A 22,809-nucleotide genomic window follows, 5' to 3' on the forward strand; every position below is an offset into this window, starting at 1 on the left:
GGCAAACGCGCATCACGCTTCGAAGTCCCCCTGTTGGCGCGCCACCAGCGTCAGAATGCTGTACAGCGCCACCGGCTGCTGTTGCTGATTCAACACCTGCACATCCCACACCACCACGCCGTGCGGGCGATCTTCGGCGGTTTTCTGCGGCTTGCGGATTTTCTTTTTGCAGGTCAACCGCACCTGAATGGTATCGCCGATCTTCACCGGCTCGATAAAGCGCAAATTTTCCATGCCGTAGTTGGCGATCACCGGCCCGACGGCGGCGTCGACAAACAGCCCGGCCGCGGCGGACACCACAAAGTAACCGTGCGCCACCCGCTCGCCGAACAGCGAGTCGGCGGCGCCGATCTTGTCCATGTGCGCGTAGAAATGGTCGCCGCTCAGGCAGGCGAAGTTGACGATATCCGCTTCGGTCACGGTGCGGCGCGCGGTCAACAGGCTGTCGCCCAGCTGCAACTGCTCGAAGTATTTCCGGAACGGATGCACCGGATGCTCGGCGACCGGCGCGCCGCGCACCCATTCGCCGCCGATGGCCGCCAGCATCGCCGGGCTGCCCTGGATCGCCGTGCGCTGCATATAGTGTTTCACCGCGCGCAGCCCGCCCAGCTCTTCCCCGCCGCCGGCGCGCCCCGGGCCGCCGTGCACCAGCATCGGCAGCGGCGAACCGTGGCCGGTGGACTCCGCCGCCGCCTGCTCATCCAAAATCAACATGCGGCCGTGGGCGCAGGCCGCCGCGCGAATGAAGCGCGTGGCCAATGCCGGATCGGCGGTCACCAGCGAGCCCGCCAGGCTGCCCTGCCCCAGCAACGCCAACGCGATCGCCTGTTCGGTATCCGCATACGGCATCAGCGTCGCCACCGGGCCGAAGGCCTCGGTGCCGTGCACCGCCTGATGGGTGAACGGATCGGCGCAATACAGCAGGGTCGGCGGATAAAACGCCCCGCCGCGCGCGCCGTCGCCCAGCACCTCCAGCTTATCCAGCGCCGCGCCACAGAGCGGTTCGCAGCCGTTGCGCAGCAGGAACTCCACCTTGCTTTGCACATCATCACGCTGCTCGTGGCTGACCAACGCCCCCATGCGCACCTGCTCCAGCTGCGGGTCGCCCACCGTCACCCCCGCCAGGCGCTGCAGCAAGGCCTGACGCACCGCCGCCACCTGCGCCGCCGGCACGATGATGCGGCGGATCGCGGTGCATTTCTGCCCCGCCTTGGCGGTCATTTCACGGCACACTTCTTTGATGAACAGCGCAAACTCGGGCATTTCCGGCGTCACGTCTTCCGCCAGCACGCAGCAGTTGAGCGAATCCGCCTCCATGGTGAACGCGATCGATTTCTCCAGCAGGCGCGGGTGTGCCCGCAGCCGCTGCCCGGTCTGCGCCGAACCGGTGAAAGTCACCGCATCCTGGTAATCCAGGTGCGAGAACATGTCGCCGACGCCGCCGCAAACCAGCTGCAGCGCCCCTTCCGGCACCAGGCCGCTATCGACGATCAGCCTGACCATCGCCTGCGTCAGCTGCGCGGTGGCGGTGGCCGGCTTGATGATGGCCGGCATGCCCGCCAGCCAGGTCGGCGCCAGTTTCTCCAGCATGCCCCAGCACGGGAAGTTGAAGGCGTTGATGTGCAGCGCCACGCCGGGGCGTGAAGTGAGCACGTGGCGGGCGGCGAACTGCGCCTGTTTCGACAATGGGATCAGCTCGTCTTCCGGCCACAGGGTATCGTCCGGCAGATCGCGGCCGGCCATGCCGGCATAGGCGAACAGCGTGGCGATGCCGCCCTCGATATCGACCCAGCCGTCGCTGCGCGTCGCCCCGGTTTGATAGGAAATCTGATACAGCGCCTCTTTATGCGCCAGCAGGTGTTTGGCTACCGCTTTCAGCATCTGGGCGCGCTGCTGGAACGTCATGTGCGCCAGCGCCGGGCCGCCGCGGCTGCGGGCATAGTCCAGGCTCGCCGCCAACGGCAGACCGTCGGTGCAGACCTGGTACAGCGCTTCGCCGGTCACCGCGTGGCGGATTTCGCGCGCCTCTCCCTGCCCGTACACCCAGGCGCCAGAAAGATAACTGTGTAACTGCTGCATGTGCCCTCCGAAATTCATAAATTTTCACCATACAGCTTAATTACGTATCATATAAATGCCAGTCGAGGCCAAATCAAATTTTAACAAAAAGAGAACAAAAGGCGTTTTCAGACCGCTTAACCTGCCATAAACAAGGAATTAATCACTTTATTTATCAAATAAAATCAAATAAATAACAAAACCAATTGTGAGTGGCCTCGCAAAACCACATTAATTACGTTTGATCTTTTTGTTATCAGTTTGTAGCCTTATGGTTAGTTAAAGTGATTCACATTTTTATGTTTAATGTGAAAAATACGAATCACCAAGAGGCAAGCATGACAACTGACGCACAGTATCAGCAGCATTTCGACGACAAGATCGCGGCGGATATCGCCATTGAGGCCAAAGACTGGATGCCGGACGCCTACCGTCAGAACCTGATTCGGCAGATTGGCCAACACGCCCACTCGGAAGTCATCGGCATGCTGCCGGAAGCCAACTGGCTGACGCGCGCCCCCACGCTGCGCCGCAAAGCGGTGCTGCTGGCCAAAGTGCAAGATGAGGCCGGCCACGGTCTGTACCTCTACAGCGCCGCCGAAACCCTCGGCTGTTCGCGCCAGGACATCTACCAAAAGATGCTCGACGGCAAGATGAAGTACTCCTCTATCTTCAACTACCCCACGCTCAACTGGGCGGATATCGGCGTGATCGGCTGGCTGGTCGACGGCGCCGCCATCGTCAACCAGGTGGCGCTGTGCCGCGCGTCCTACGGCCCCTATGCGCGGGCGATGGTGAAGATCTGCAAAGAGGAAAGCTTCCATCAGCGCCAGGGCTACGAGGCGGTAATGGCGATGGCCAACGGCAGCGACACGCAGCGCGCCATGCTGCAGGACGCCATCGATCGCTTCTGGTGGCCGGTGCTGATGATGTTTGGCCCGAGCGACGCCGACTCCCCCCACAGCGCCCAGAGCATGGCGTGGAAGATCAAACGCCACAGCAACGATGAGCTGCGGCAGAAGTTCGTCGACAACACCGTGCCGCAACTTGAAGCGCTCGGCATGACGGCGCCGGATCCGGAGCTGCGCTGGGACGCCGCCGCCGGCCACTATCGCTTCGGCGAAATCGACTGGAGCGAGCTGCATGAGGTGATCAAAGGGCGCGGCCAATGCAACCACGAACGCCTGCAGGCCAAACGCCGCGCCTGGGAAGACGGCGCCTGGGTGCGCGACGGCGCCATGGCCCACGCCGCGAAAAACGCCGCCTCCGCCGCATAGCCAACATAAGGAACCGAGATCATGAGCCACGTTGAATGGCCGCTGTATGAAGTGTTTATCCGCAGCAAACAAGGGCTGGCGCATCGCCACGTCGGCAGCCTGCACGCCGCCGACGACCAAATGGCGCTGGAAAACGCCCGCGACGCCTACACGCGCCGCAACGAAGGCTGCTCGATCTGGGTGGTGCAATCGCGCCATCTGATCGCCTCGCAGCCGGAAGATCGCGGCGCGTTCTTCGATCCGTCCGAAGACAAGATCTACCGTCATCCGACGTTTTACACCATTCCCGACGGCATCAAGAACATGTAGAGGCGACCATGACGGTTAACGATCCGCGCATCAGCTATTTACTCCGCCAGGGCGACACGCCACTGATCCTCGCCCAGCGCCTGTGCGCCTGGTGCGGCCACGCGCCCGAGTTGGAAATCGATCTGGCGCTGGCCAACATCGGGCTCGATCTGCTCGGCCAGGCGCGCAACTTCCTGGGCTACGCCGCCGAACTGGCCGGCCCGCCCTGCAGCGAAGACAGCCTGGCCTTCGGGCGCGACGAGCGCCAGTTTCATAACCTGCTGTTGGCGGAGCAGCCGAACGGCGGTTTCAACGACACGCTGGTGCGTCAGTTCCTGCTCGATGCCTACCACGTACAGCTGCACCAGGCGCTGAGCCGCAGCCGCGACGCGCAGATCGCCGCCATCGCCGCCAAGTCGCTGAAGGAGGCCGATTACCACCTGCGCTTCAGCCACGGCTGGATGATCCGCCTTGGCGACGGCAACGACGTCAGCCACCGCAAGATCCAGCAATCACTGGATAACCTGTGGCGCTTCACCGCCGAGCTGTTCCACGCCGACGCGCTGGAGCTGGAACTGGCGGAACAAGGCATCGCCGTCGATCCCCGCGAACTGCAGGCCCCCTGGCAAGCGCAGGTGGAAGAGACGCTGCGCCAGGCGACGCTGGCGCTGCCTGCCGAGCAGGCGTTCCGGCACGGCGGCAAGCAAGGCCGGCACAGCGAACACCTCGGCCCGCTGCTGGCGGAAATGCAGTTCCTGCAGCGCGCTTATCCAAACGGGCAATGGTAGGAGGCCGCGATGAACGTCACCCGTTTGCAACCCGCCGAAATTCCGCAGATTTGGCACTGCCTGCAGCAGATCAGCGATCCCGAACTGCCGGTGCTGTCGATCACCGATTTGGGCATGGTGCGCGACGTGGCGCGCGACGGCGCGGGCTGGCGCGTGACCTTCACTCCAACCTATTCCGGCTGCCCGGCCACCGAATTTCTGCTCAACGCCATCGAGCAGCGGCTGGCGGCCGCCGGCTTCAGCCCGGTGCAGGTGGACATTCGCCTCAGCCCGGCCTGGACCACCGACTGGATGAACGCCGACGCCCGCGAACGGCTGCGGCAATACGGCGTAGCGCCCCCGCAGGGCCACACCTGCGATCGGCCACACGCCCACGGCCCGGTAGCCTGCCCGCGCTGCGGCAGCACCCACAGCGAGAAGATCAGCGAGTTCGGCTCCACCGCCTGTAAAGCGCTGTACCGCTGCTGCGACTGCCGGGAACCGTTCGATTATTTCAAATGCATATAGGAGCGCTGACACCATGACGGTCTTTCATCGCCTGAACGTCGCCGCCATCGAGCGCGAAACGCCGGACGCCGTAGCCATCACCCTGCGGGTGCCCGAAGAGCTGCAAAACCAATACCGCTATACCCCCGGCCAGCACCTGACGCTCAAGGCGTTGGTCAACGGCGAAGAGCTGCGGCGTTGCTACTCCATCTGCAGTTCGCCGCAGGAAGGCCTGCTGCAGATCGGCGTGAAGGCGATTGACCAGGGGCGCTTTTCCGGCTTCGTCAACCGCATGCTGAAGGTCGGCGACGCGCTGGAGGTGATGGTGCCGCAGGGGCGCTTCGGCTACCAGCCGCAGGCAGAGCGCCACGGCAACTACCTGGCGATCGCCGCCGGCTCCGGCATCACGCCGATGCTGTCGATCATCAAGGCGACGCTGCAGCTCGAACCGGGCAGCAGCTTCACCCTGATCTACGGCAACCGCAACAGCCGTTCGATGATGTTCAAAGAGGCACTGTCGGATCTGAAAAACCGCTACCCGCAGCGTTTTCAGCCGCTGTACCTGTTCAGCCAAGAAAGTCTCGACAGCCCGCTGCTCAGCGGCCGTATCGACCGCGAACGCCTCGCGGCGATCGGCGGCGCGCTGCTGGATTTCCGCGACTATGACCACGCCTTTATCTGCGGGCCGGAATCGATGATGGACGACGCGCAAACCGTGCTGGAACAGGCCGGCGTACCGGCCAATCACATCCACAGCGAGCGCTTCAACACCAGCGGCTTGGCCGCCCGCCCGCGCCACAGCGGCGATCGCAACGCCACCCGGGTGGCGATCCTGCTCGACGGCCGCCGGTTGGATATCGAGATCGGCGAACAGGACGACAGCATTCTCGACGCCGCGCTGCGCCAGGGCGCCGACCTGCCCTACGCCTGCAAAGGCGGCGTCTGCGCCACCTGCAAATGCCGTCTGAAAGCCGGCCAGGTGGAGATGGGCGTCAACTATAGCCTGGAGCCGGATCAGCTGGCGGCAGGCTACGTATTGAGCTGCCAGTCGTGGCCGAAAGGCGACGGCGTGGTATTGGACTTCGACGTCTAGGAGCCGCGATGGACACCCCCTTTATTTTACATCAGCAGCAGCACCGCGTGGTCACGCTGACGCTGCATCGCCCGGAGGCGCGCAACGCCCTGAGCACGCCGTGCCTGGAACAGCTGGTTGCCCGCCTGGAGCAGGCCGACGCCGACAGCGGCGTGGGCGCCGTGGTGATCGCCGGTGCGGCGCGCTTCTTCGCCGCCGGCGCCGATCTGCGCGAACTGCAACAGCAGGATCTGCCGGCCGCGCTGGCGGATCGCCGTCCGCAGCTGTGGCAGCGTCTGGCGCAGTTCAGCAAGCCGCTGCTGGCGGCGGTGAACGGTTATGCCCTGGGCGCCGGCTGTGAGCTGGCGCTGGCCTGCGACATCGTCATCGGCGGCGAAAGCGCCCGCTTCGGCCTGCCGGAGATCACCCTCGGCCTGATACCGGGCGCCGGGGGCACCCAGCGCCTGATCCGCTGCGTCGGCAAGTCGCGCGCCAGCCAGATGGTGCTGGCCGGCGAGCCTATCGACGCCCGCACCGCGCTGCAGGCCGGCCTGATCGGCGAAGTGTGCGTCGATGCCCTGACGCTGGAACGCACGCAGCAGATTGCCGAACGCATCAGCCGTCAGGCGCCGCTGGCGCTGCGCGCCGCCAAACAGGCGCTGAAACAGGCCGAGGAAACCGGCCTCAGCCAGGGGCTGGCGATGGAGCGTCAGCAGTTCGTCACCCTGGCCGCCACCGACGATCGCCGCGAAGGCATCGCCGCCTTTTTCGAAAAACGTACGCCAAACTATCAGGGGCGCTGATTTATGGATAACGCATTGATTCTCAGCCATCTCGACGCCGGCGTGTTGACGCTGACCCTCAACCGGCCGGATCGGCTCAACAGCTTTAACGACGAGATGCATCGCCAGCTGAGCGAAGCGCTGACGCAAGCCGAGCGCGACGACAGCGTGCGCTGCCTGCTGATCGCCGGCGCCGGGCGCGGTTTCTGCGCCGGGCAGGATCTCAACGATCGCAACGTCAGCGCCGATCAACAGGCGCCGGATCTCGGCCTGTCGGTCGAACGTTTCTACAACCCCCTGATCCGTCGCCTGACCGCCCTGCCGAAGCCGGTGGTGTGCGCGGTCAACGGCGTGGCGGCCGGCGCCGGCGCCGCGCTGGCCCTGGCGTGCGATATCGTCATCGCCGCCGACAATGCCAGCTTCATTCAGTCGTTCTGCCGTCTGGGGCTGGTGCCTGACTCCGGCGGCAGCTGGTTCCTGCCGCGGCTGGCCGGCCACGCCCGCGCGATGGGCATGGCCATGCTGGGTGACAAAATCAGCGCCCAACAGGCGCTGGCGTGGGGCATGATCTGGCAGGTAGTGCCGGCGGATGAATTGACTGACCGCACGCAAACGCTGGCGCGCCATCTGGCTACCCAGCCGACCTACGGCCTGGGGCTGATCAAGAAAGCCCTCTACAGCTCGGCCACCAACAGCCTCGATCAGCAGCTCGATCTGGAGCGCGATCTGCAACGCCTGGGCGGCCGCAGCGACGACTATCGCGAAGGCGTCAGCGCGTTCTTTGCCAAACGCACGCCCAACTTCAGCGGGAAATAGCCATGAACGCGCCCCTTATTAACGGCCAGGTGGCGGTGATCGGCGCCGGCACCATGGGCATCGGCATCGCCCAGGTGGCCGCCGCCGCCGGCCACCCGGTGCGGCTGTTCGATATCGCGCCCGCCGCCGCCCAGCGCGCGATCGACGATCTCGCTCGCCGCCTGCGCCAGCGGGTAGACGGCGGCAAGGCCGACGCCGCGCCCACCGAAGCGCTGCTGGCGCGCCTCGAACGCGCCGACTCGCTCGAGCAGCTGGCCGACTGCACGCTGGTGATTGAAGCGGTGGCGGAAAATTTGGCGATTAAGCAGAGCCTGTTTCGCGATCTGGAGGCGATCTGCTCGCCCACGACGCTGTTCGTAAGCAATACCTCTTCGCTGTCGATCACCGCCATCGCCGGCGCACTGCAATACCCGCAGCGCATGGCCGGGCTGCACTTCTTCAACCCGGCGCCGCTGATGAAACTGGTGGAGATCGTCAGCGGTCTGGAGACCGGTACCGATACCCTCGCCGCGCTGCAGGCTCTGGCGCAGCGCTGGGGTAAGCAAAGCGTCGTGTGCCGCTCGACGCCCGGATTTATCGTCAACCGCGTGGCGCGGCCGTTCTATGCCGAAACCCTGCGCGCGCTGGAAGAACGGGTGGCCGACGCCGCCACGCTGGACGCGGTATTGCGCGACGCCGGCGGTTTCGCCATGGGCCCGCTGCAGTTGACCGATCTGATCGGCCAGGACGTCAATTACGCCGTGACCGAATCGGTGTATCAGGCCTTCTATCAGGATCCGCGCTTCACGCCCTCACTGGTGCAGCAGGAACTGGTGGCGGCCGGGCGCCTCGGCCGCAAGTCCGGCCGCGGTTTCTACCGCTACGACGCACCGCGATCCGCCGCCCCGATCGCCTTTGCGCCTCCGGCGCAGGCCGCATTGCCGCAACGCGTTACGCTGCACGGCGACTGGTCTTCGCTGGCCGATTTGGCGGAACTGTTAAGCGAAAATGCGGGGGCGATCAAACAACCCGGCCAGACCAGCCCGCACGTCACGATCGACGACGTTACACTGATGTTAACCAATGGTAAAACCGCCGGCCAACTGGCCGACGAACGTGGAACGCCCGTGGTGCTGTTCGATCTCTGTGCCGACTATGCGCACGCTTCCGCCATCGCCATCAGCTGCGCGGCGCAAAACGATGCGCAACACAATGCCAAAGCGATTCGCCTGTTGCAGTCCCTTGGCAAGCAGGTCATTCAACTGCCGGATTACCCCGGCCTGCTGACGATGCGCACCCTGGCCATGCTGGCCAACGAAGCGCTCGACGTGGTGAACAAAGGCGTCGCCAGCGACGAAGATACCGATCTGGCGATGCTGCGCGGCGTCAACTATCCGCGCGGCCCGCTGGCCTGGGGCGCCGCGCTCGGCTGGTGCCACATTCTGGCGACGCTGGAAAACCTGCAACGCTATTACGGCGAAGCGCGCTATCGCCCAATGCCGCTGCTGCGCCGCTACGCTTCCCCCGCCTCTTTCCCAGGAGCCGAACGATGAACGCCAATACGCCGCGCGCGCTGGCTCAGCGCTGCGCCGAACAGATGTTCCAGCAAGATACCTGCGCTCAGGCGATGGGAATGCACATCGACGCCGTCGACGCCGGATACGCTCAGGTCAGCATGACCGTCGGCCCGCAGATGCTCAACGGCCACCAGACCTGCCACGGCGGCCAGCTGTTCAGCCTGGCGGACACCGCCTTCGCCTACGCCTGCAACAGCCAGGGGTTGGCGGCGGTGGCCTCCGGCTGCAGCATCGACTTCGTCCGCCCGGCGCTGGCCGGCGACCGCCTCACCGCCAGCGCGGAGATGCGCCATCAGGGCAAAGCCACCGGGCTGTATGACGTCGAGATCGTTAACCAACGGGGCAAAACCGTCGCCTGGTTCCGCGGCCGCGCGCACCGCCTCGGCCACAGCATTTTAGGAGATCAGGCATGAATCAGGCATTTATCTGCGACGGCGTGCGCACCCCGATCGGCCGCTATGGCGGCGCGCTGGCCCAGGTGCGCGCCGACGACCTCGCCGCCCTGCCGCTGCGCGTGCTGTTGGAACGCCATCCGCAGGTGGATTGGGCGCAGCTGGACGACGTGATCCTCGGCTGCGCCAACCAGGCCGGGGAAGACAACCGCAACCTGGCGCGCATGGCGCTGCTGCTGGCCGGATTGCCGGTCGGCGTTTCCGGCACCACGGTAAACCGCCTGTGCGGATCGGGCCTGGATGCGCTGGCGATGGCGGCGCGCAGCATCAAGGCCGGCGACGCCGGGCTGCTGCTGGCGGGCGGCGCGGAATCGATGACCCGTGCGCCGCTGGTGATGGGCAAGGCCGACAGCGCCTTCAGCCGCCAGGCGCAGCTGTACGACACCACCCTCGGCTGGCGCTTCGTCAATCCGCGGATGCAGGCCGAGTTCGGCACCGATTCGATGCCGGAGACCGCCGAAAACGTCGCGGCGCAGTTCAACATCAGCCGTGCCGATCAGGACGCCTTTGCGCTGCGCAGCCAGCAGCGCGCCGCCCGGGCGCAGGCGCTGGGCCACCTGGCGCAGGAAATAGCCCCCGTCAGCCTCAGCGGCAAAAAAGGTGCGGTGACGCTGTTTAGCCAGGATGAACACCCGCGCCCCGACACCACCTTCGAGCAGCTGCAGGCGCTGAAAACCCCGTTCCGTCAGCCCGGCAGCGTCACCGCCGGCAACGCCTCGGGCCTGAACGACGGTGCGGCGGCGCTGATCGTCGCCTCCGAAGCGATGGCGGCGCGCCAGGGGCTGACGCCGCGCGCGCGCATCGTTGCCACCGCCACCTGCGGCGTGGAGCCGCGGCTGATGGGCATCGGCCCGCTGCCCGCCACCCGCAAGGTGCTGGAAATCGCCGGGCTGAGCCTGGCGCAGATGGACGTTATCGAACTGAACGAAGCGTTCGCCGCCCAGGCGCTGGCGGTGATGCGCCAGCTTGGCCTGCCGGACGATGCCCCGCAGGTCAACCCCAACGGCGGCGCGATCGCTCTGGGACATCCGCTGGGCATGAGCGGCGCGCGCCTGGCGCTGTCCGCCCTGTTTGAACTGGAACGGCGAGCCGGCCGCTACGCGCTTTGCACCATGTGCATCGGCGTCGGCCAGGGCATCGCCATGATCATTGAGCGTGTCTGACCCCTGAGGCTAACCATGACAATAAATCCACAGCCCCTCGAAACGATCGAATTCGCCTCGCGCGATGAGATTGAAGCGTTGCAGTTGGCGCGTCTGAAGTGGACGCTGCACCACGCCTACGACAATGTGCCGATGTACAAACGCAAATTCGACCAGGCCGGCGTGCACCCCGACGATCTCAAACAGCTGAGCGATCTGGCGCGCTTCCCCTACACCACCAAGCAGGATCTGCGCGACAACTACCCGTTCGACACCTTCGCGGTGCCGATGGAACAGGTGGTGCGCATCCACGCCTCCTCGGGCACCACCGGCCGGCCGACGGTGGTGGGTTACACCCAGCGCGACATCGATAACTGGGCCGATATCGTCGCCCGCTGCCTGCGCGCCGGCGGCGCCACCGCCAAAGACAAGGTGCACGTCGCCTACGGTTACGGCCTGTTCACCGGCGGCCTTGGCGCGCACTACGGCGCGGAGCGGCTCGGCGCGACGGTGATCCCGATGTCCGGCGGCCAGACGGAACGCCAGGCGCAGCTGATCCTCGATTTCAAACCCGACATCATCATGGTGACGCCGTCCTATTGCCTGACGCTGATCGACGAGCTGGAACGCAAGATGGGCGGCGACGCGCGCGGCTGCTCGCTGCGGCTCGGCGTGTTCGGCGCCGAACCCTGGACCGAAGCCCTGCGCCACGAAATCGAAACCCGCATGGGCATCAAGGCTCTGGACATTTACGGCCTGTCGGAAGTGATGGGGCCGGGCGTGGCGATGGAGTGCCTGGAAAGCGGCGGCGGCCCCACCATTTGGGAAGACCACTTCCTGCCGGAGATCATCTGCCCGGAAACCGGCGTCGCCCTGCCGGACGGCGAACACGGCGAACTGGTGTTCACCACCCTGACCAAAGAGGCGCTGCCGGTGATCCGCTACCGCACCCGCGATCTCACCCGGCTGCTGCCGGGCGACGCACGCCAGATGCGCCGCATGGGCAAGATCACCGGCCGCTCCGACGACATGCTGATCATCCGCGGCGTCAACGTCTTCCCGTCGCAGGTAGAAGAGCAGATCATGCAGTTCGAGCAGCTGTCGCCGCACTACCAGCTGCAGGTCAGCCGCAGCGGGCACCTGGACACGCTGGCGGTGCGCGTCGAGCTGAAAGAATCGGCGCTCAGCCTCAGCCACCAGCAGCGTTGCGACATCTGCCACCAGCTGCGCCACCACATCAAATCGATCGTGGGCGTCAGCACCGACGTCAGCATCGCCAACTGCGGCGATATTCCGCGCTCGGAAGGCAAAGCGCAGCGCGTGGTCGATTTGCGGCCGCGCTGAGGCGCACGGCGTCACGGATGACGCCGCCTTAAATTATGGTAATGTTATGGCTCATCGAATGCTAACCCATGGAAAAATATGGAACATAAACTGGATGAGTTCATTCGCCATGCCGTCGACGCGCAGCCGATCAGCGGCACCTCGCTGATCATTTCGCTGTACGGCGACGCGCTCAGCCACCGCGGCGGCGAAGTGTGGCTCGGCAGCCTGAGCGCGCTGCTGGAGGCCTTCGGCTTCGGCGATCGCTTCGTGCGCACCTCGGTGTTCCGCCTGCAAAAAGAAGGGTGGCTGGCGGTGGAGAAAATAGGCCGCCGCAGCTTCTACCGCGTGACCGAGCAGGGAATGCGCCAGTTCCGCCACGCCGAATCGAAAATCTATTTGCGCGAGCAGCCCGCCTGGGACGGCAAGTGGGAGCTGTTGCTGCTGGAAAGCGCCGAAAAAAACGCGCGTGCGCGGCTGAAAAAAGAGCTGGGCTGGCTCGGGTTCGGGCAAATCGCCAGCAACCTGATGGCCGCTCCCACCCATGCGCAAACCGACGTGACGGCGCTGCTCGGCGAGCTGAACGCCAGCGAGCAGGTGATTTATTTCCGCGCCGATTATCCCTACAACCGCTCCGAGCAAACCCTGCAGAAATTGGTGGCCGACTGCTGGTCGCTGAGCGAGGTGGCGGCCGGCTATCACGAGTTTATCGTCTCCTTCCGGCCGCTGATGGCGCTGCTGCGCGAAGTCGATCCGGCGGCGCTGACGCCGCTGCGCTGTTTCCAGATTAAGCTATTATTGATTCACTTCTTCCGTCGCGTGGTGTTGAAAGATCCGCTGCTGCCGGACGCGCTGCTGCCCGCGCAGTGGGAGGGCCAGATCGCCCGCAACCTGTGCATCAATCTTTATCAGCAGGTCGATCGCGCCGCAACGGAGTACGTCAGCGCGCTGGCGGAAACCACCATCGGCGCCCTGCCCGCGCCGGCCGCCGGCTACTATCGGCGCTTCGGCGGCCTGCCGCGCGACCCTACATATTAAGGAACTCACGCTATGCCTGTGTATCAGATTGACGGCCTGACGCCGGTCGTTGACCCCAGCAGTTACGTGCACCCGACGGCGGTGCTGATCGGCGACGTGATCGTCGGCAAACACGTGTACATCGGCCCGAACGCCAGCCTGCGCGGCGATTTTGGCCGCCTGGTGATCTGCGACGGCGCCAACATTCAGGACAACTGCGTGATGCACGGCTTCCCGCAGCAGGACACGGTGGTGGAAGAAGACGGCCATATCGGCCACGGCGCCATCCTGCACGGCTGTCGCATTCGCCGCAATGCGATGGTGGGCATGAATGCGGTGGTGATGGACGGCGCGGAGATCGGCGAGAACACCATCGTCGGCGCGATGGCGTTCGTCAAAGCCGCGGCGACTCTCGAAGCCAACAAGCTGGTGGTCGGCAGCCCGGCGCGCGTGTTGCGCGATCTGACCGAGCAAGAACTGGCCTGGAAGATCGCCGGCACCCGCGAATATCAGGATCTGGTTCAGCGCTGCAAATCCTCGCTGCGCGAAGTGGCGCCGCTGACCGAAATCGAACCGGGCCGCCAGCGCCTGAGCTTCGGCGACCACCTGATCCCGAAAAGCCAGCTGTAATCCCCGGGGCTGAGGCGCGCCTCAGCCCCTCTCCCGCATTACTCCACCTCCGGCGCCTTGAACGGCGACGGCGCCGCCGCGCGGCGGCTTTGGAAGCGGTAGGCCGCCACCAGCAGCAAGGTGAACGGAATACCGAACCACAGTGTCATGCGGAAGAATTCGGTAAACGCGGTCGAGATCATCAGCGCCGCCATCAGCCCGGCGCCCAGCAAGGTGGTATAGGGGAACCCCCACATGCGGAATTTCAGGTGGGTCTGCCGGTGCCGGCGGCGGAAGAACAGATGGGTGACGAAAATCATCAGCCAGGTAAAGCAGGCGCCATACACCGAAATGGACATCATGGCGGCGAACGAGGTTTCCGGCGCCACCAGGCTCAGCACGATAGACACCACGATGCCGATGCACGACATCGCCAACGCATTGACCGGAATGCCGCGCCGGCTGACGCGCCCCAATGCCGCCGGCGCCTGCCCGGCGCGCGACAGCGAGAACATCATGCGGGTGGTGATATACAGCTGGCTGTTCATCGCCGACAGCGCCGCCACCAGCACGATAAAGTTGAAAATACCGGCGGCGGCGGGCAGATGGATGACGTTCATCGCCATCAGGAACGGGCTTTCGCCGGTGCCGGACTGGCGCCAGGGCACGATGGCCAGCATCAGGGCGATCGACAGCATGTAGAAGATGAACAGCCGCACGAGTGTGCCCTTGAACGCCGCCTTCACCGCAATCACCGGATTTTTCGCCTCGCCGGCGGCCACCGCGATCATTTCAATGCTCAGGTAGCTGAAGATAGACACGATCGTTGCGAACCACATGCCCTTGACGCCAAACGGCATGAAGCCGCCGGCGGTCAGGTTGCGCAGGCCGTAGGCCGGGTTGCCCGAGAACGCCAGCATGCCGAGACCGATCAGAATGAACGCCACGATCGCCGTCACTTTGACGGTGGACAGCGCGTATTCCACCTGGCCGAACGACTTCACGCCGATCACATTGACGACGATCACCGCCGCCGAGAACAGCAGCACCCACGGCCAGGTCGGCGTCGCCGGGAACCAGAACTGCATGTACATGCCGATGGCGGTAACTTCGGTGCCCACCGCCAGCACCACGCAAGACCAGTAGGAATAACGCACCAGAAAACCGAACAGCGGGCCGAGGTAGAATTCGGCATAGTCGCCGAACGAGCCGGGCGTCGGGTGTTCGGAGGTCATTTCCGCCAGGCACCCCATCAACAGCAGCGCAATAACGCCGCCGATCAGGTAGCTCAGCAATACCGCCGGCCCCGCCATCTGAATGGCGTAGGCGCTGCCGAGAAACAGCCCGGTGCCGATGGCGCCGCCGATCGCCAGCATCGACATCTGCCCGGCGGTAAGATGCTTGTTCAACCCGCCCTGACGGCGGGCGATATGCTCAAAATCATTCATCTGTGGCATGGCTGGGTTCCCGGGCGAAGTTAGACGGTACGGGTGACGTCGAGAATGGCGGCGGTCACGTAGTCGATATTGCCGGGGTTGAGCCCCGGCAAGCACATGCGGCCGGGCGAAAATCATGCTGCCGGTCGTAATAGAGGCCAATGCCTAAATTCACTTTTTGCGGATTGGGATCCTGCAAATAGACACCCATCAGCGATGGAACAGAATCGGCCGCGGAAGGTGCAATCTGTTTAAACATGACGCATCCTTAACTCGTTATTGAATTAATATGAATACGGACTTAATGAGAAATTAAATCAGGCGATGGCGCTGACGGTAATTTCTATTTTCATTCCCGGCACCACCAATTTTTCGACAATAACCGTGGAGCGATTGGGATAAGGATAATTAAAGTATTTCCGGTAAATATCATCGAGCAATTTAACGTCGTTAACGTCGGTGAGATAAACTATTACCTGCAGCACCTTATCGCTGTGGCTGCCCGCCGCCTTCAGCGTCTGGGCCAGGTTGTCGAAGGTTAACGCAATCTGTTGCTCAGGCGCGCCGGTTTCGATGCTGCCGTCCGCCCGCACCGGGCCGTGGGCGGTAAACAGCATGCCGCCGCCCCGGGTGGCCCAGGAAAAAGGCTGGCCGATCTCCGGCAGCCCGGTCGCTACGATTTCGCGCATGTCAGTGGTTCCCGTGGTGGTGAAGTTGGCGAAGCAGCGCGCCGTCGGCGGCGAACAACGCATCCAGAATGGTGAAATGATTGGCGCCGGGCACCGCGACCAGATCGGCCGGCAGCCCGCCTTGGCGCAGCGCCGCATGATAGTGCTGCGACTGGCCGATCAGTTCCGGCAGCTCATCAGCGCCGTAATACAACGTGAGCGGCTTACTGCGCGCCGGCGGGTGACGCGCCGGGCTGAGCGTTTCAATCTGCCGCGCGGTCAGCTGCAGCGCCCGGTTGACATAGCTCTCTTGCAGCGGCGCCAGTTCGAACAGGCCGCTGACGGGAAAGACCGCATCCACCAACGCATGCCGCTGCCAAAACGCCGCCAGATGCCCGCCGGCGGAATGGCCGCACAGATGCACCGGATGGGCATAGTGCGGCGGCAGACGGCGCTGAATAGCATCAAGCGCCGCCCCCACCTGGCGACAAATAGCGTCAAGATTAACCGCCGGCGCCAGCGCATATTCCACCAGCACCACGTCAAAACCCAACGCCAACGGCCCGGCGGCGATAAAGGCGAAATCTGCCTTATCGCAGCATTGCCAATAGCCGCCGTGAATAAAAATTAACGTGCCCTGGTGCTGCTTTGCAGAATAAAGCCAATCAAACGTCTCGCGTTCGCTTTCGCCATACGCAATATTCTTTTCATGCTTAGCCTGATGATAAATAGCCGCGCTGCGAGTTTGAAATGAAGTCAAAATAGCGTCTTCATTATCCACCGTGGCGCCGTTGTCATAGCTCCCCGCAAGTTGTTTCATATATTAAACTTCGTTTATTATTTAAGATATGAATTAACTATTAGCACCGGCAACATTATTGTCAAGATGGGCGCATCAGCAATGCGCGCCCGGTAAAATAAAATGAGACAGGCGGCGAAAAAGTTTAACCCATGAAACTTTTCGCGCTTATTTTCCCCGCCCGTCCGGCTGAATTTGCGGCAATGCGCTGAGCCGTTCAAACGCATAATCCCAAAAGGCGCGCACCTTCAGCGGCATGCGCTGCGCCTGCTGCGCCACCAGCTGTACCGGCATCGGCAACGGTTCATGGTCCGCCAGCAGCCGTACCAGCGTGCCGGCGGCCAGATCGTCCGCTACCTGATACGAGAGCAGCCGGGCGATGCCCTTGCCGGCGCGCACCGCCAGCAGCTGCGCCTCCACGTCGTTGAGCAACAGCCGGGGAGCCAAGCGCACGCGCTCGCCGTTTTCCTGCGGGCCGAAGCGCCATTCGCGCAGCGACGGCCGCTGGGTGCCAACGATGGTGGCGTGCTCCGCCAGCTGCGCCGGCGAGCGCGGCTCGCCGCAGCGCGCCAGGTAAGCCGGGCTGGCGACCGTCACCCGGCTGACCTGCCCCAGCCGCCGCGCCACGCGGGAAGAGTCCTGCAGATGACCGATGCGCACCGCGATATCCAATCCTTCGTCGATCAGATCGAGATTGCGATCGTTCAACACCATTTCGATCTGCATCTGCGGATAGTCATCGAGAAACGCCATCACCACTGGCGCCACGTAGCGGCGGCCGAACTGCACCGGCGAGGTGACGCGCAGCAAGCCGCTCAGCTGCGCTTCGGCGGTATCCTGCACCACCGCCTGATAATCCTGCAGCAGCTGTTGCGCGCGCTCCAGCAACCGCACGCCCGCTTCGGTAGGCGCCAGCCGCCGGGTGGTGCGTTCCACCAGTCGGGTGCCGAAACGCTGTTCCAGCGCGGCGATCGCCCGGGTGATCGCCGGCGCCGAGCGCCGCAGTTTGCGCCCGGCCGCCGCCAGGCTACCCTGCTGCACCACCGCCACGAAGATGGCCAACTCGTCTAACCGATCCATAGACTCTTCCGAAAAATGAAATTATCAATTTCCACATTGCCGGATTCCGCTCATTCGCCGCAAGAGTATGCTGAAAAAAAACAGTGAGGAGAAACGCCATGTCCACCATCACCCTCTACGGCACCCCGCTTTCCGGCCACGTTCACCGCGTGGCGTTGCTGCTGCGCATGCTGGCGCTGCCCTATGAATGGGTAGAAGCCTCGGCGGAGGTACGCCAGAGCGCGGCCTTTCGCCGGCTCAACCCGTTCGGCCAGATCCCGGTCTTGCAGGACGGCGATCTGACGCTGGCCGACAGCAACGCCATTCTGGTCTATCTGGTGAAGCGCTATGCGCCGAACAGCCACTGGCTGCCGGAACAGCCGGCGGCGGCGGCGCGAGTGCAGGCCTGGCTTTCCAAAGCCGCCGGTGAAGTGCGCTACGGCCCGGCCTCCTGCCGGCTGATCGCCCAGTTCGCCGTGCCGGAGGATTATCAGGCGGCGCGGGCAATCAGCGATCGTTTTCTGCCGCAGATGGAGCAGCACCTGAGCGAGCGCGGCTATCTGGCCGGCGAACAGGCGACCATCGCCGATCTGGCCTGCTACAGCTATGTGGCGGTCGCGGCCGAAGGCGGCATTTCGCTGGCGCCTTACCCCGCCATACGCCGCTGGGTGGCGAGCATCGCGGCGCTTCCCGGCTTCTTCGCCATGCCGGCCCTGCCGGAACCGGCGGCGAGCTGACGCCATGATCTCGCAGCGGTTCCACCCCGATGAGCTGCGCGCGCAAACGCTGGCCGGTTTCGATCGCGTGGGCGGCGGCATCTACCCCGCGATGCCGGATCAGCACCGCGCGTTTTTCGCCGCGTTGCCCTACCTGTTCGTCGCCACGGAGGACGAACAGGGCTGGCCCATCGCCACCCTGTTCAGCGGCCCGCCCGGGTTTTTACGCACGCCGGACGACACGCACCTGCGCATCAGCGCGCCGCGCCGCAGCGACGATCCCGCCCAGGCGCTGTTGCTGCCCGGTAAACCGGTCGGCGCGCTCGGGCTCGACTTCAGCAACCGGCGGCGCAACCGCGCCAACGGCACCGTCGGCCGCACCGACAAAAACCGGGTGGAGATCGTCGTTCACCAAAGCTTCGGCAACTGCCCGCAGTACATTCAGCGCCGCGAACTCTACCCGGTGGAGAGCCGGCCACAGCCGGTTGAGCATTTAGCTTCGCTCGATGCGGCGGCGCAGGCGCTGGTCCGCACCGCGGACACCAGCTTCGTCGCCAGCGGCGCGCACCTGGAACTGGCGCAGGGCGGCGTCGATATTTCCCATCGCGGCGGCCGCCCCGGCTTTATCCATCTGGCAGGCGACACGCTGTGGATGCCGGACTTTCGCGGCAACCGCTATATGAATACGTTGGGCAACCTGCTGGCCGAACCGCGGGCGGCGCTGCTGTTCATCGATTTTGAGCGCGGCGACGTGCTGCATCTGCAGGGAAAAACGCAGATCCTCTGGCAGGCGGAAGGACATCCCGGCGTTGAAGGGGCGGAACGCTATTGGCGGTTTGACGTTCACCGCGCCTGGCGTTTTGCGGCGGCGCTGCCGTGGCGGGGACGCGATCTGGAGTATTCGCCGGCAACGCTGGCGACCGGGGTGTGGCGCCGCTGAAATGAAAAGCCCCGCTGCGGCGGGGCTGAATCGGAAGATTACAGGCTGTGTTCGGCCGCCGATGCGGCCTGATAAAGCTGACGAAAATAACGCAACCGCACAAAGAACAGGCGGCTTTGCTGTTCCGACATATTGCCGGCCACCTGCCCGGCGTCAATCTGCCGCCCTTGCCATTCCATCAGGGCGATGCTCGACGCCAAAAAATCCATTTCGCTGCCGTAGGCCGCGAGATGTCTGTCCACTGATTTCATCATTCGCACACTCCTTTTAATCACATCGAAAAGGGTCATATGCCTGCTCTTTCAGTATCGGCCCGGCGGCGGATATTTTTTATACAGAAGGTGCGCATAAAGAAAACGCTCATCTTGTCGCCACGCTGGCAAACGGCGGCGGCAAAGTTTGCTAGGGTAAAGGGTAGCCGTATGGGATAGACCATTCTGTTGAACTCAGCAAAGGAAGAGAACAATGAGCACCAGCATTAGCGCTACCCTCAAGGATCCCACGCTGTTCCGCGAGGCCAATTACATCGACGGGCAATGGTTGCCGGCCCAAGCAGGCCGTTCGATCGCCATTCATAATCCCGCCAACGGCGAGCTGGTCGGCCACGTGCCGGCCTTCGGCGCCGAAGAAACCGCGCGCGCCATCGCCGCCGCCAAGAAGGCGCAGCCCGCCTGGCGTGCGCTGACCGCCAAAGAACGCGCCGGCAAACTGCGGCGGCTGTTTGAACTGATGATGGAAAATCAGGACGATCTGGCACGCATCATGACGGCGGAACAGGGTAAACCGCTGGCTGAAAGCCGCGGTGAGATCGCCTATGCCGCCTCCTTTATCGAATGGTTCGCCGAGGAAGGCAAGCGGGTCTATGGCGACACCATTCCGCAGCCGCAGGCCGGTCGCCGCATTATCGTGCAGAAAGAGCCGATCGGCGTGTTCGCCGCCATCACCCCGTGGAACTTCCCGGCGGCGATGATCACCCGCAAAGCCGGCCCCGGCTGGGCCGCCGGCTGTACCGGGGTGATCCGCCCCGCCAGCCAGACGCCGTTCTCGGCGCTGGCGATCGCCGTGCTGGCGGAGCGCGCCGGGCTGCCCGCCGGGGTGTGCAACATGATCACCGGCCCCAGCAAGGGCATCGGCGGCGAACTCACCGCCAACCCGGATGTGCGTAAACTCTCCTTCACCGGCAGCACCGAAGTCGGCGCGCAGCTGCTGGCCCAGTGCGCGCCCACCATCAAGAAAACCAGCATGGAGCTGGGCGGCAACGCGCCGTTTATCGTGTTCGACGACGCCGATCTGGACGCCGCCGTGGCCGGCGCGGTCGCCTCGAAATACCGCAACGCCGGCCAGACCTGCGTCTGCACCAACCGTTTTCTGGTGCAGGACGGCGTATACGACGCCTTCGCCGCCAAACTGAAAGCCGCCGTCGCCAAGCTGAAAGTCGGCAACGGGCTGGATGAGGGCGTCACCATCGGCCCGCTGATTAACCCGGACGCAGTGGAGAAAGTGCGCGAGCATATCGCCGACGCCGTCGAACACGGCGCATCGGTGCTGCTGGGCGGCAAGCCTGACGCGCTGGGCGGCAATTTCTTCACCCCGACCATCCTGACCGATGTGCCGCGCACGGCGAAAATCTTCCGCGAGGAGACGTTCGGCCCGGTGGCGCCCCTGATCCGCTTCAGCCACGAGGCCGACGCCGTCGAACTGGCCAACGACACGCCGTTCGGCCTGGCCGCTTACTTCTACAGCCGCGACATCGGCCGGGTGATGCGCGTGGCCGAAGCGCTGGAGTACGGCATCGTCGGCATCAACGAAGGGCTGATCTCCACCGAGGTGGCGCCGTTCGGCGGCATGAAGCACTCAGGTTTGGGGCGCGAAGGCTCAAAATACGGCATCGAAGACTATCTTGAAATCAAATATCTGTGCCTTGGCGGTTTGGGCGCCTGATGCGATGGGCTCCCGCGCCTGCGGGGGCCCTGCCTGGCGGTTTTGGAGAGTCTTTGCTACCTTTAGGCCTCTCGTTCGAACGGTTAAAAGGAATTTCCAGTATGCAACCTCTCGTGGTACAGCTGCCCGGCTTTTACGTCGCCGGCCAAACGGTCAGAACCACCAATCAGGACGAAACCCGGCCCGAGACGGCAAAAATCCCGGCGCTGTGGTCAGACTTTTTCGCCACCTCACCCACCACGCCGGTCTATGGGGTCTACTCCAACTACGCCTCCGACGCCGGCGGGCCGTTTGACGTCACCGCCGGCAGCGCGGCAGAGAGCGGTTTGCACATCCAACCCGGCCGCTATCTGGTGTTCCAGGCCCGTGGCGCCATGCCGGCGGCGGTTATCGCAGGCTGGCAAGCCATCTGGGCCTACTTCGAGCAACACCCGGAAATCGAACGCCGCTTCCTGACCGACTTCGAAGCCTATACCGGCCCCGAGGCGGTCGATATCCATATCGGCTGCCGCTAACGTAACAGTGAGATCGACGATGATCACCTTCTCCCCCGCCATTCCGATCCTGCGCATTTTTGCGGTCGATAAGGCCAAAGAGTTTTATTTGGACTTTCTCTGCTTCACGCTGGAGTGGGAGCACCGTTTCAGCGAAGATCTGCCGCTGTACATGCAGGTGACCCGCGCCGGATTGACGCTGCACCTGAGCGAACACTATGGCGACAGCACGCCCGGCGCCGCTATTTTCATCCCGGTACACGATATCGACGCGCTGCACCGGGAGCTCACGGCCAAAAACTACCGCTATGCCCGGCCGGGGTTGGAGGTTGTCGACTGGGGCAAAGAGCTGAACCTGACCGATCCGTTCGGCAACCGCCTGCGGTTTTGCGAGCAGAGTGGATCGGAATGAATGTGATAACGTTCATGAGTCCATTTTACCGTTCCACCGGATGAAAATACTATTTTCAATCTCGTAAAATTGAAAAACGCTCATTACATTCATTTAGTCAAAAATATTCACCGCTGTGCTTAAAAAAAGTTACTTTCGGCAGAAAATGGGCTTTGCTATAAATTCCCCATCCGATGTAAGCACCTCGTTATAACAACATCGTGATCTCCCTTAAACATTGCCGGAGTGCACTTATGAAAAGTCACATTTTAATATCCACAATAGTCCTTCTGACGTCCGTTTCCGCATTTTCCAAAGATCAAAATACGGCTTCTGCTAAAGTAGAGCAGCTGGTGGAAAGTACGTCAGCCTGGGATGGCACACCCTACAAAAGTTATCCATCCGGCCAACCTGATCTAAGAGTCATCAGAATGACGATTCCTGCCAACACGGCACTTCCCTGGCATACACACCCCTATCCAAACGCAGGTTATGTTTTAAAAGGCCAGCTTACTATCGAAGACAGAGACTCTGGTAAAAAACAAACGTTTAAAACTGGTGAGGCCTTTCCTGAAACGGTCGGAGGCGTACATCGTGGTATCAGTGGGAATACCGAGACAGTGCTGATATTGACTTATTCTGCAGTCAAGGGTGTTCCGACATTTACATCAGAGCCAGGCGAAGTGGATGAGTATTGAT

At 63.5% G+C, this 22,809-nt stretch carries 26 protein-coding genes; 19 read left to right on the plus strand and 7 right to left on the minus strand.

The window, feature by feature from the left end; all coding sequences use genetic code 11:
* Positions 1-12 precede the first annotated feature (12 nt).
* Positions 13-2,079 (minus strand): phenylacetic acid degradation bifunctional protein PaaZ, encoded by a 2,067-nt coding sequence (paaZ, locus tag ACJ8PI_RS11120; RefSeq protein WP_164134322.1) that lies wholly within the window; start codon positions 2,077-2,079, stop codon positions 13-15.
* 317 nt (positions 2,080-2,396) lie between these two features.
* Between paaZ and paaA the strand changes: the two genes are divergently transcribed.
* The 13 genes from paaA (at position 2,397) to paaY (ending at position 13,687) form a co-directional block, all read left to right on the plus strand.
* Positions 2,397-3,335 carry a 1,2-phenylacetyl-CoA epoxidase subunit PaaA gene (paaA, locus tag ACJ8PI_RS11125; RefSeq protein ID WP_033635096.1) on the plus strand — a complete coding sequence of 313 codons (939 nt, stop codon included), beginning with the start codon at positions 2,397-2,399 and terminating at the stop codon, positions 3,333-3,335.
* 21 nt (positions 3,336-3,356) lie between these two features.
* Positions 3,357-3,644, plus strand: a complete 288-nt coding sequence (gene paaB / locus ACJ8PI_RS11130; RefSeq protein WP_004935173.1) for a 1,2-phenylacetyl-CoA epoxidase subunit PaaB — start codon at positions 3,357-3,359, stop codon at positions 3,642-3,644.
* Positions 3,645-3,652: 8 nt separating this feature from the next.
* Positions 3,653-4,411, plus strand: coding sequence for a 1,2-phenylacetyl-CoA epoxidase subunit PaaC (gene paaC, locus ACJ8PI_RS11135; protein ID WP_033635097.1), 759 nt, complete (start codon positions 3,653-3,655; stop codon positions 4,409-4,411).
* A gap of 9 nt (positions 4,412-4,420) precedes the next feature.
* On the plus strand, positions 4,421-4,918 hold the full coding sequence (paaD, locus tag ACJ8PI_RS11140; RefSeq protein ID WP_033653577.1) for a 1,2-phenylacetyl-CoA epoxidase subunit PaaD: 498 nt from the start codon (positions 4,421-4,423) through the stop codon (positions 4,916-4,918).
* A 13-nt stretch (positions 4,919-4,931) separates the two neighbouring features.
* Positions 4,932-5,990 (plus strand): 1,2-phenylacetyl-CoA epoxidase subunit PaaE, encoded by a 1,059-nt coding sequence (gene paaE / locus ACJ8PI_RS11145; protein ID WP_049197267.1) that lies wholly within the window; start codon positions 4,932-4,934, stop codon positions 5,988-5,990.
* Positions 5,991-5,998: 8 nt separating this feature from the next.
* Positions 5,999-6,772: a 2,3-dehydroadipyl-CoA hydratase PaaF gene (gene paaF, locus ACJ8PI_RS11150; RefSeq protein ID WP_060451664.1), complete on the plus strand. Its 774-nt coding sequence runs from the start codon at positions 5,999-6,001 to the stop codon at positions 6,770-6,772.
* A 3-nt stretch (positions 6,773-6,775) separates the two neighbouring features.
* Complete coding sequence (paaG, locus tag ACJ8PI_RS11155) at positions 6,776-7,567, plus strand: 2-(1,2-epoxy-1,2-dihydrophenyl)acetyl-CoA isomerase PaaG (RefSeq protein WP_033653574.1); 792 nt, start codon at positions 6,776-6,778, stop codon at positions 7,565-7,567.
* Positions 7,568-7,569: 2 nt separating this feature from the next.
* Positions 7,570-9,099 carry a 3-hydroxyacyl-CoA dehydrogenase gene (locus tag ACJ8PI_RS11160; RefSeq protein ID WP_164134321.1) on the plus strand — a complete coding sequence of 510 codons (1,530 nt, stop codon included), beginning with the start codon at positions 7,570-7,572 and terminating at the stop codon, positions 9,097-9,099.
* Complete coding sequence (gene paaI, locus ACJ8PI_RS11165) at positions 9,096-9,536, plus strand: hydroxyphenylacetyl-CoA thioesterase PaaI (RefSeq protein WP_047730362.1); 441 nt, start codon at positions 9,096-9,098, stop codon at positions 9,534-9,536. The genes ACJ8PI_RS11160 and paaI overlap by 4 nt, the downstream gene beginning before the upstream one ends.
* The gene (pcaF, locus tag ACJ8PI_RS11170; RefSeq protein WP_164134320.1) at positions 9,533-10,738 is read left to right on the plus strand and encodes a 3-oxoadipyl-CoA thiolase; all 1,206 of its coding nucleotides are present in this window, start codon (positions 9,533-9,535) and stop codon (positions 10,736-10,738) included. The genes paaI and pcaF overlap by 4 nt, the downstream gene beginning before the upstream one ends.
* A gap of 15 nt (positions 10,739-10,753) precedes the next feature.
* Entirely contained in the window at positions 10,754-12,061 is a 1,308-nt protein-coding gene (gene paaK, locus ACJ8PI_RS11175) for a phenylacetate--CoA ligase PaaK (RefSeq protein WP_033635108.1), read from the plus strand.
* A gap of 78 nt (positions 12,062-12,139) precedes the next feature.
* Entirely contained in the window at positions 12,140-13,078 is a 939-nt protein-coding gene (gene paaX, locus ACJ8PI_RS11180; RefSeq protein WP_033647864.1) for a phenylacetic acid degradation operon negative regulatory protein PaaX, read from the plus strand.
* 12 nt (positions 13,079-13,090) lie between these two features.
* The gene (paaY, locus tag ACJ8PI_RS11185) at positions 13,091-13,687 is read left to right on the plus strand and encodes a phenylacetic acid degradation protein PaaY (RefSeq protein WP_033635110.1); all 597 of its coding nucleotides are present in this window, start codon (positions 13,091-13,093) and stop codon (positions 13,685-13,687) included.
* Between the two features lie 38 nt (positions 13,688-13,725).
* On the opposite strand, the gene ACJ8PI_RS11190 is transcribed toward paaY, so the two are convergent.
* The 5 genes from ACJ8PI_RS11190 to ACJ8PI_RS11210 all read right to left on the minus strand — a co-directional run bounded on the left by ACJ8PI_RS11190 (position 13,726) and on the right by ACJ8PI_RS11210 (position 17,649).
* A complete protein-coding gene (locus ACJ8PI_RS11190) occupies positions 13,726-15,123 on the minus strand; it encodes an amino acid permease (protein WP_049197280.1) in 1,398 nt (465 codons plus the stop codon).
* A gap of 55 nt (positions 15,124-15,178) precedes the next feature.
* Positions 15,179-15,361, minus strand: a complete 183-nt coding sequence (locus ACJ8PI_RS11195; protein WP_072265542.1) for a hypothetical protein — start codon at positions 15,359-15,361, stop codon at positions 15,179-15,181.
* Positions 15,362-15,419: 58 nt separating this feature from the next.
* Complete coding sequence (locus ACJ8PI_RS11200) at positions 15,420-15,791, minus strand: RidA family protein (protein ID WP_060427364.1); 372 nt, start codon at positions 15,789-15,791, stop codon at positions 15,420-15,422.
* A 1-nt stretch (position 15,792) separates the two neighbouring features.
* Positions 15,793-16,590: an alpha/beta hydrolase gene (locus tag ACJ8PI_RS11205; protein WP_164134319.1), complete on the minus strand. Its 798-nt coding sequence runs from the start codon at positions 16,588-16,590 to the stop codon at positions 15,793-15,795.
* A gap of 147 nt (positions 16,591-16,737) precedes the next feature.
* Entirely contained in the window at positions 16,738-17,649 is a 912-nt protein-coding gene (locus tag ACJ8PI_RS11210; protein ID WP_033647869.1) for a LysR family transcriptional regulator, read from the minus strand.
* A 98-nt stretch (positions 17,650-17,747) separates the two neighbouring features.
* Between ACJ8PI_RS11210 and ACJ8PI_RS11215 the strand changes: the two genes are divergently transcribed.
* Positions 17,748-18,365 carry a glutathione S-transferase family protein gene (locus ACJ8PI_RS11215; RefSeq protein ID WP_033647870.1) on the plus strand — a complete coding sequence of 206 codons (618 nt, stop codon included), beginning with the start codon at positions 17,748-17,750 and terminating at the stop codon, positions 18,363-18,365.
* 4 nt (positions 18,366-18,369) lie between these two features.
* Entirely contained in the window at positions 18,370-19,284 is a 915-nt protein-coding gene (locus ACJ8PI_RS11220) for a pyridoxamine 5'-phosphate oxidase family protein (protein ID WP_164134318.1), read from the plus strand.
* Positions 19,285-19,322: 38 nt separating this feature from the next.
* Here the strand turns inward: ACJ8PI_RS11220 and ACJ8PI_RS11225 are convergent, their stop codons facing one another.
* Positions 19,323-19,538 (minus strand): glycogen synthesis protein, encoded by a 216-nt coding sequence (locus ACJ8PI_RS11225; protein ID WP_164134317.1) that lies wholly within the window; start codon positions 19,536-19,538, stop codon positions 19,323-19,325.
* Between the two features lie 211 nt (positions 19,539-19,749).
* Between ACJ8PI_RS11225 and gabD the strand changes: the two genes are divergently transcribed.
* From gabD to ACJ8PI_RS11245, 4 genes are all read left to right on the plus strand, one after another.
* A complete protein-coding gene (gene gabD, locus ACJ8PI_RS11230; protein ID WP_164134316.1) occupies positions 19,750-21,225 on the plus strand; it encodes an NADP-dependent succinate-semialdehyde dehydrogenase in 1,476 nt (491 codons plus the stop codon).
* Between the two features lie 101 nt (positions 21,226-21,326).
* On the plus strand, positions 21,327-21,740 hold the full coding sequence (locus ACJ8PI_RS11235; protein WP_060430512.1) for a GyrI-like domain-containing protein: 414 nt from the start codon (positions 21,327-21,329) through the stop codon (positions 21,738-21,740).
* Between the two features lie 22 nt (positions 21,741-21,762).
* A complete protein-coding gene (locus ACJ8PI_RS11240; protein ID WP_172904844.1) occupies positions 21,763-22,131 on the plus strand; it encodes a glyoxalase superfamily protein in 369 nt (122 codons plus the stop codon).
* A gap of 233 nt (positions 22,132-22,364) precedes the next feature.
* Entirely contained in the window at positions 22,365-22,808 is a 444-nt protein-coding gene (locus ACJ8PI_RS11245; RefSeq protein ID WP_072269740.1) for a cupin domain-containing protein, read from the plus strand.
* Position 22,809: the final 1 nt, after the last annotated feature.

The organism is Serratia sp. CY82433, assembly GCF_052166535.1.
Lineage (GTDB): Bacteria > Pseudomonadota > Gammaproteobacteria > Enterobacterales > Enterobacteriaceae > Serratia > Serratia sarumanii.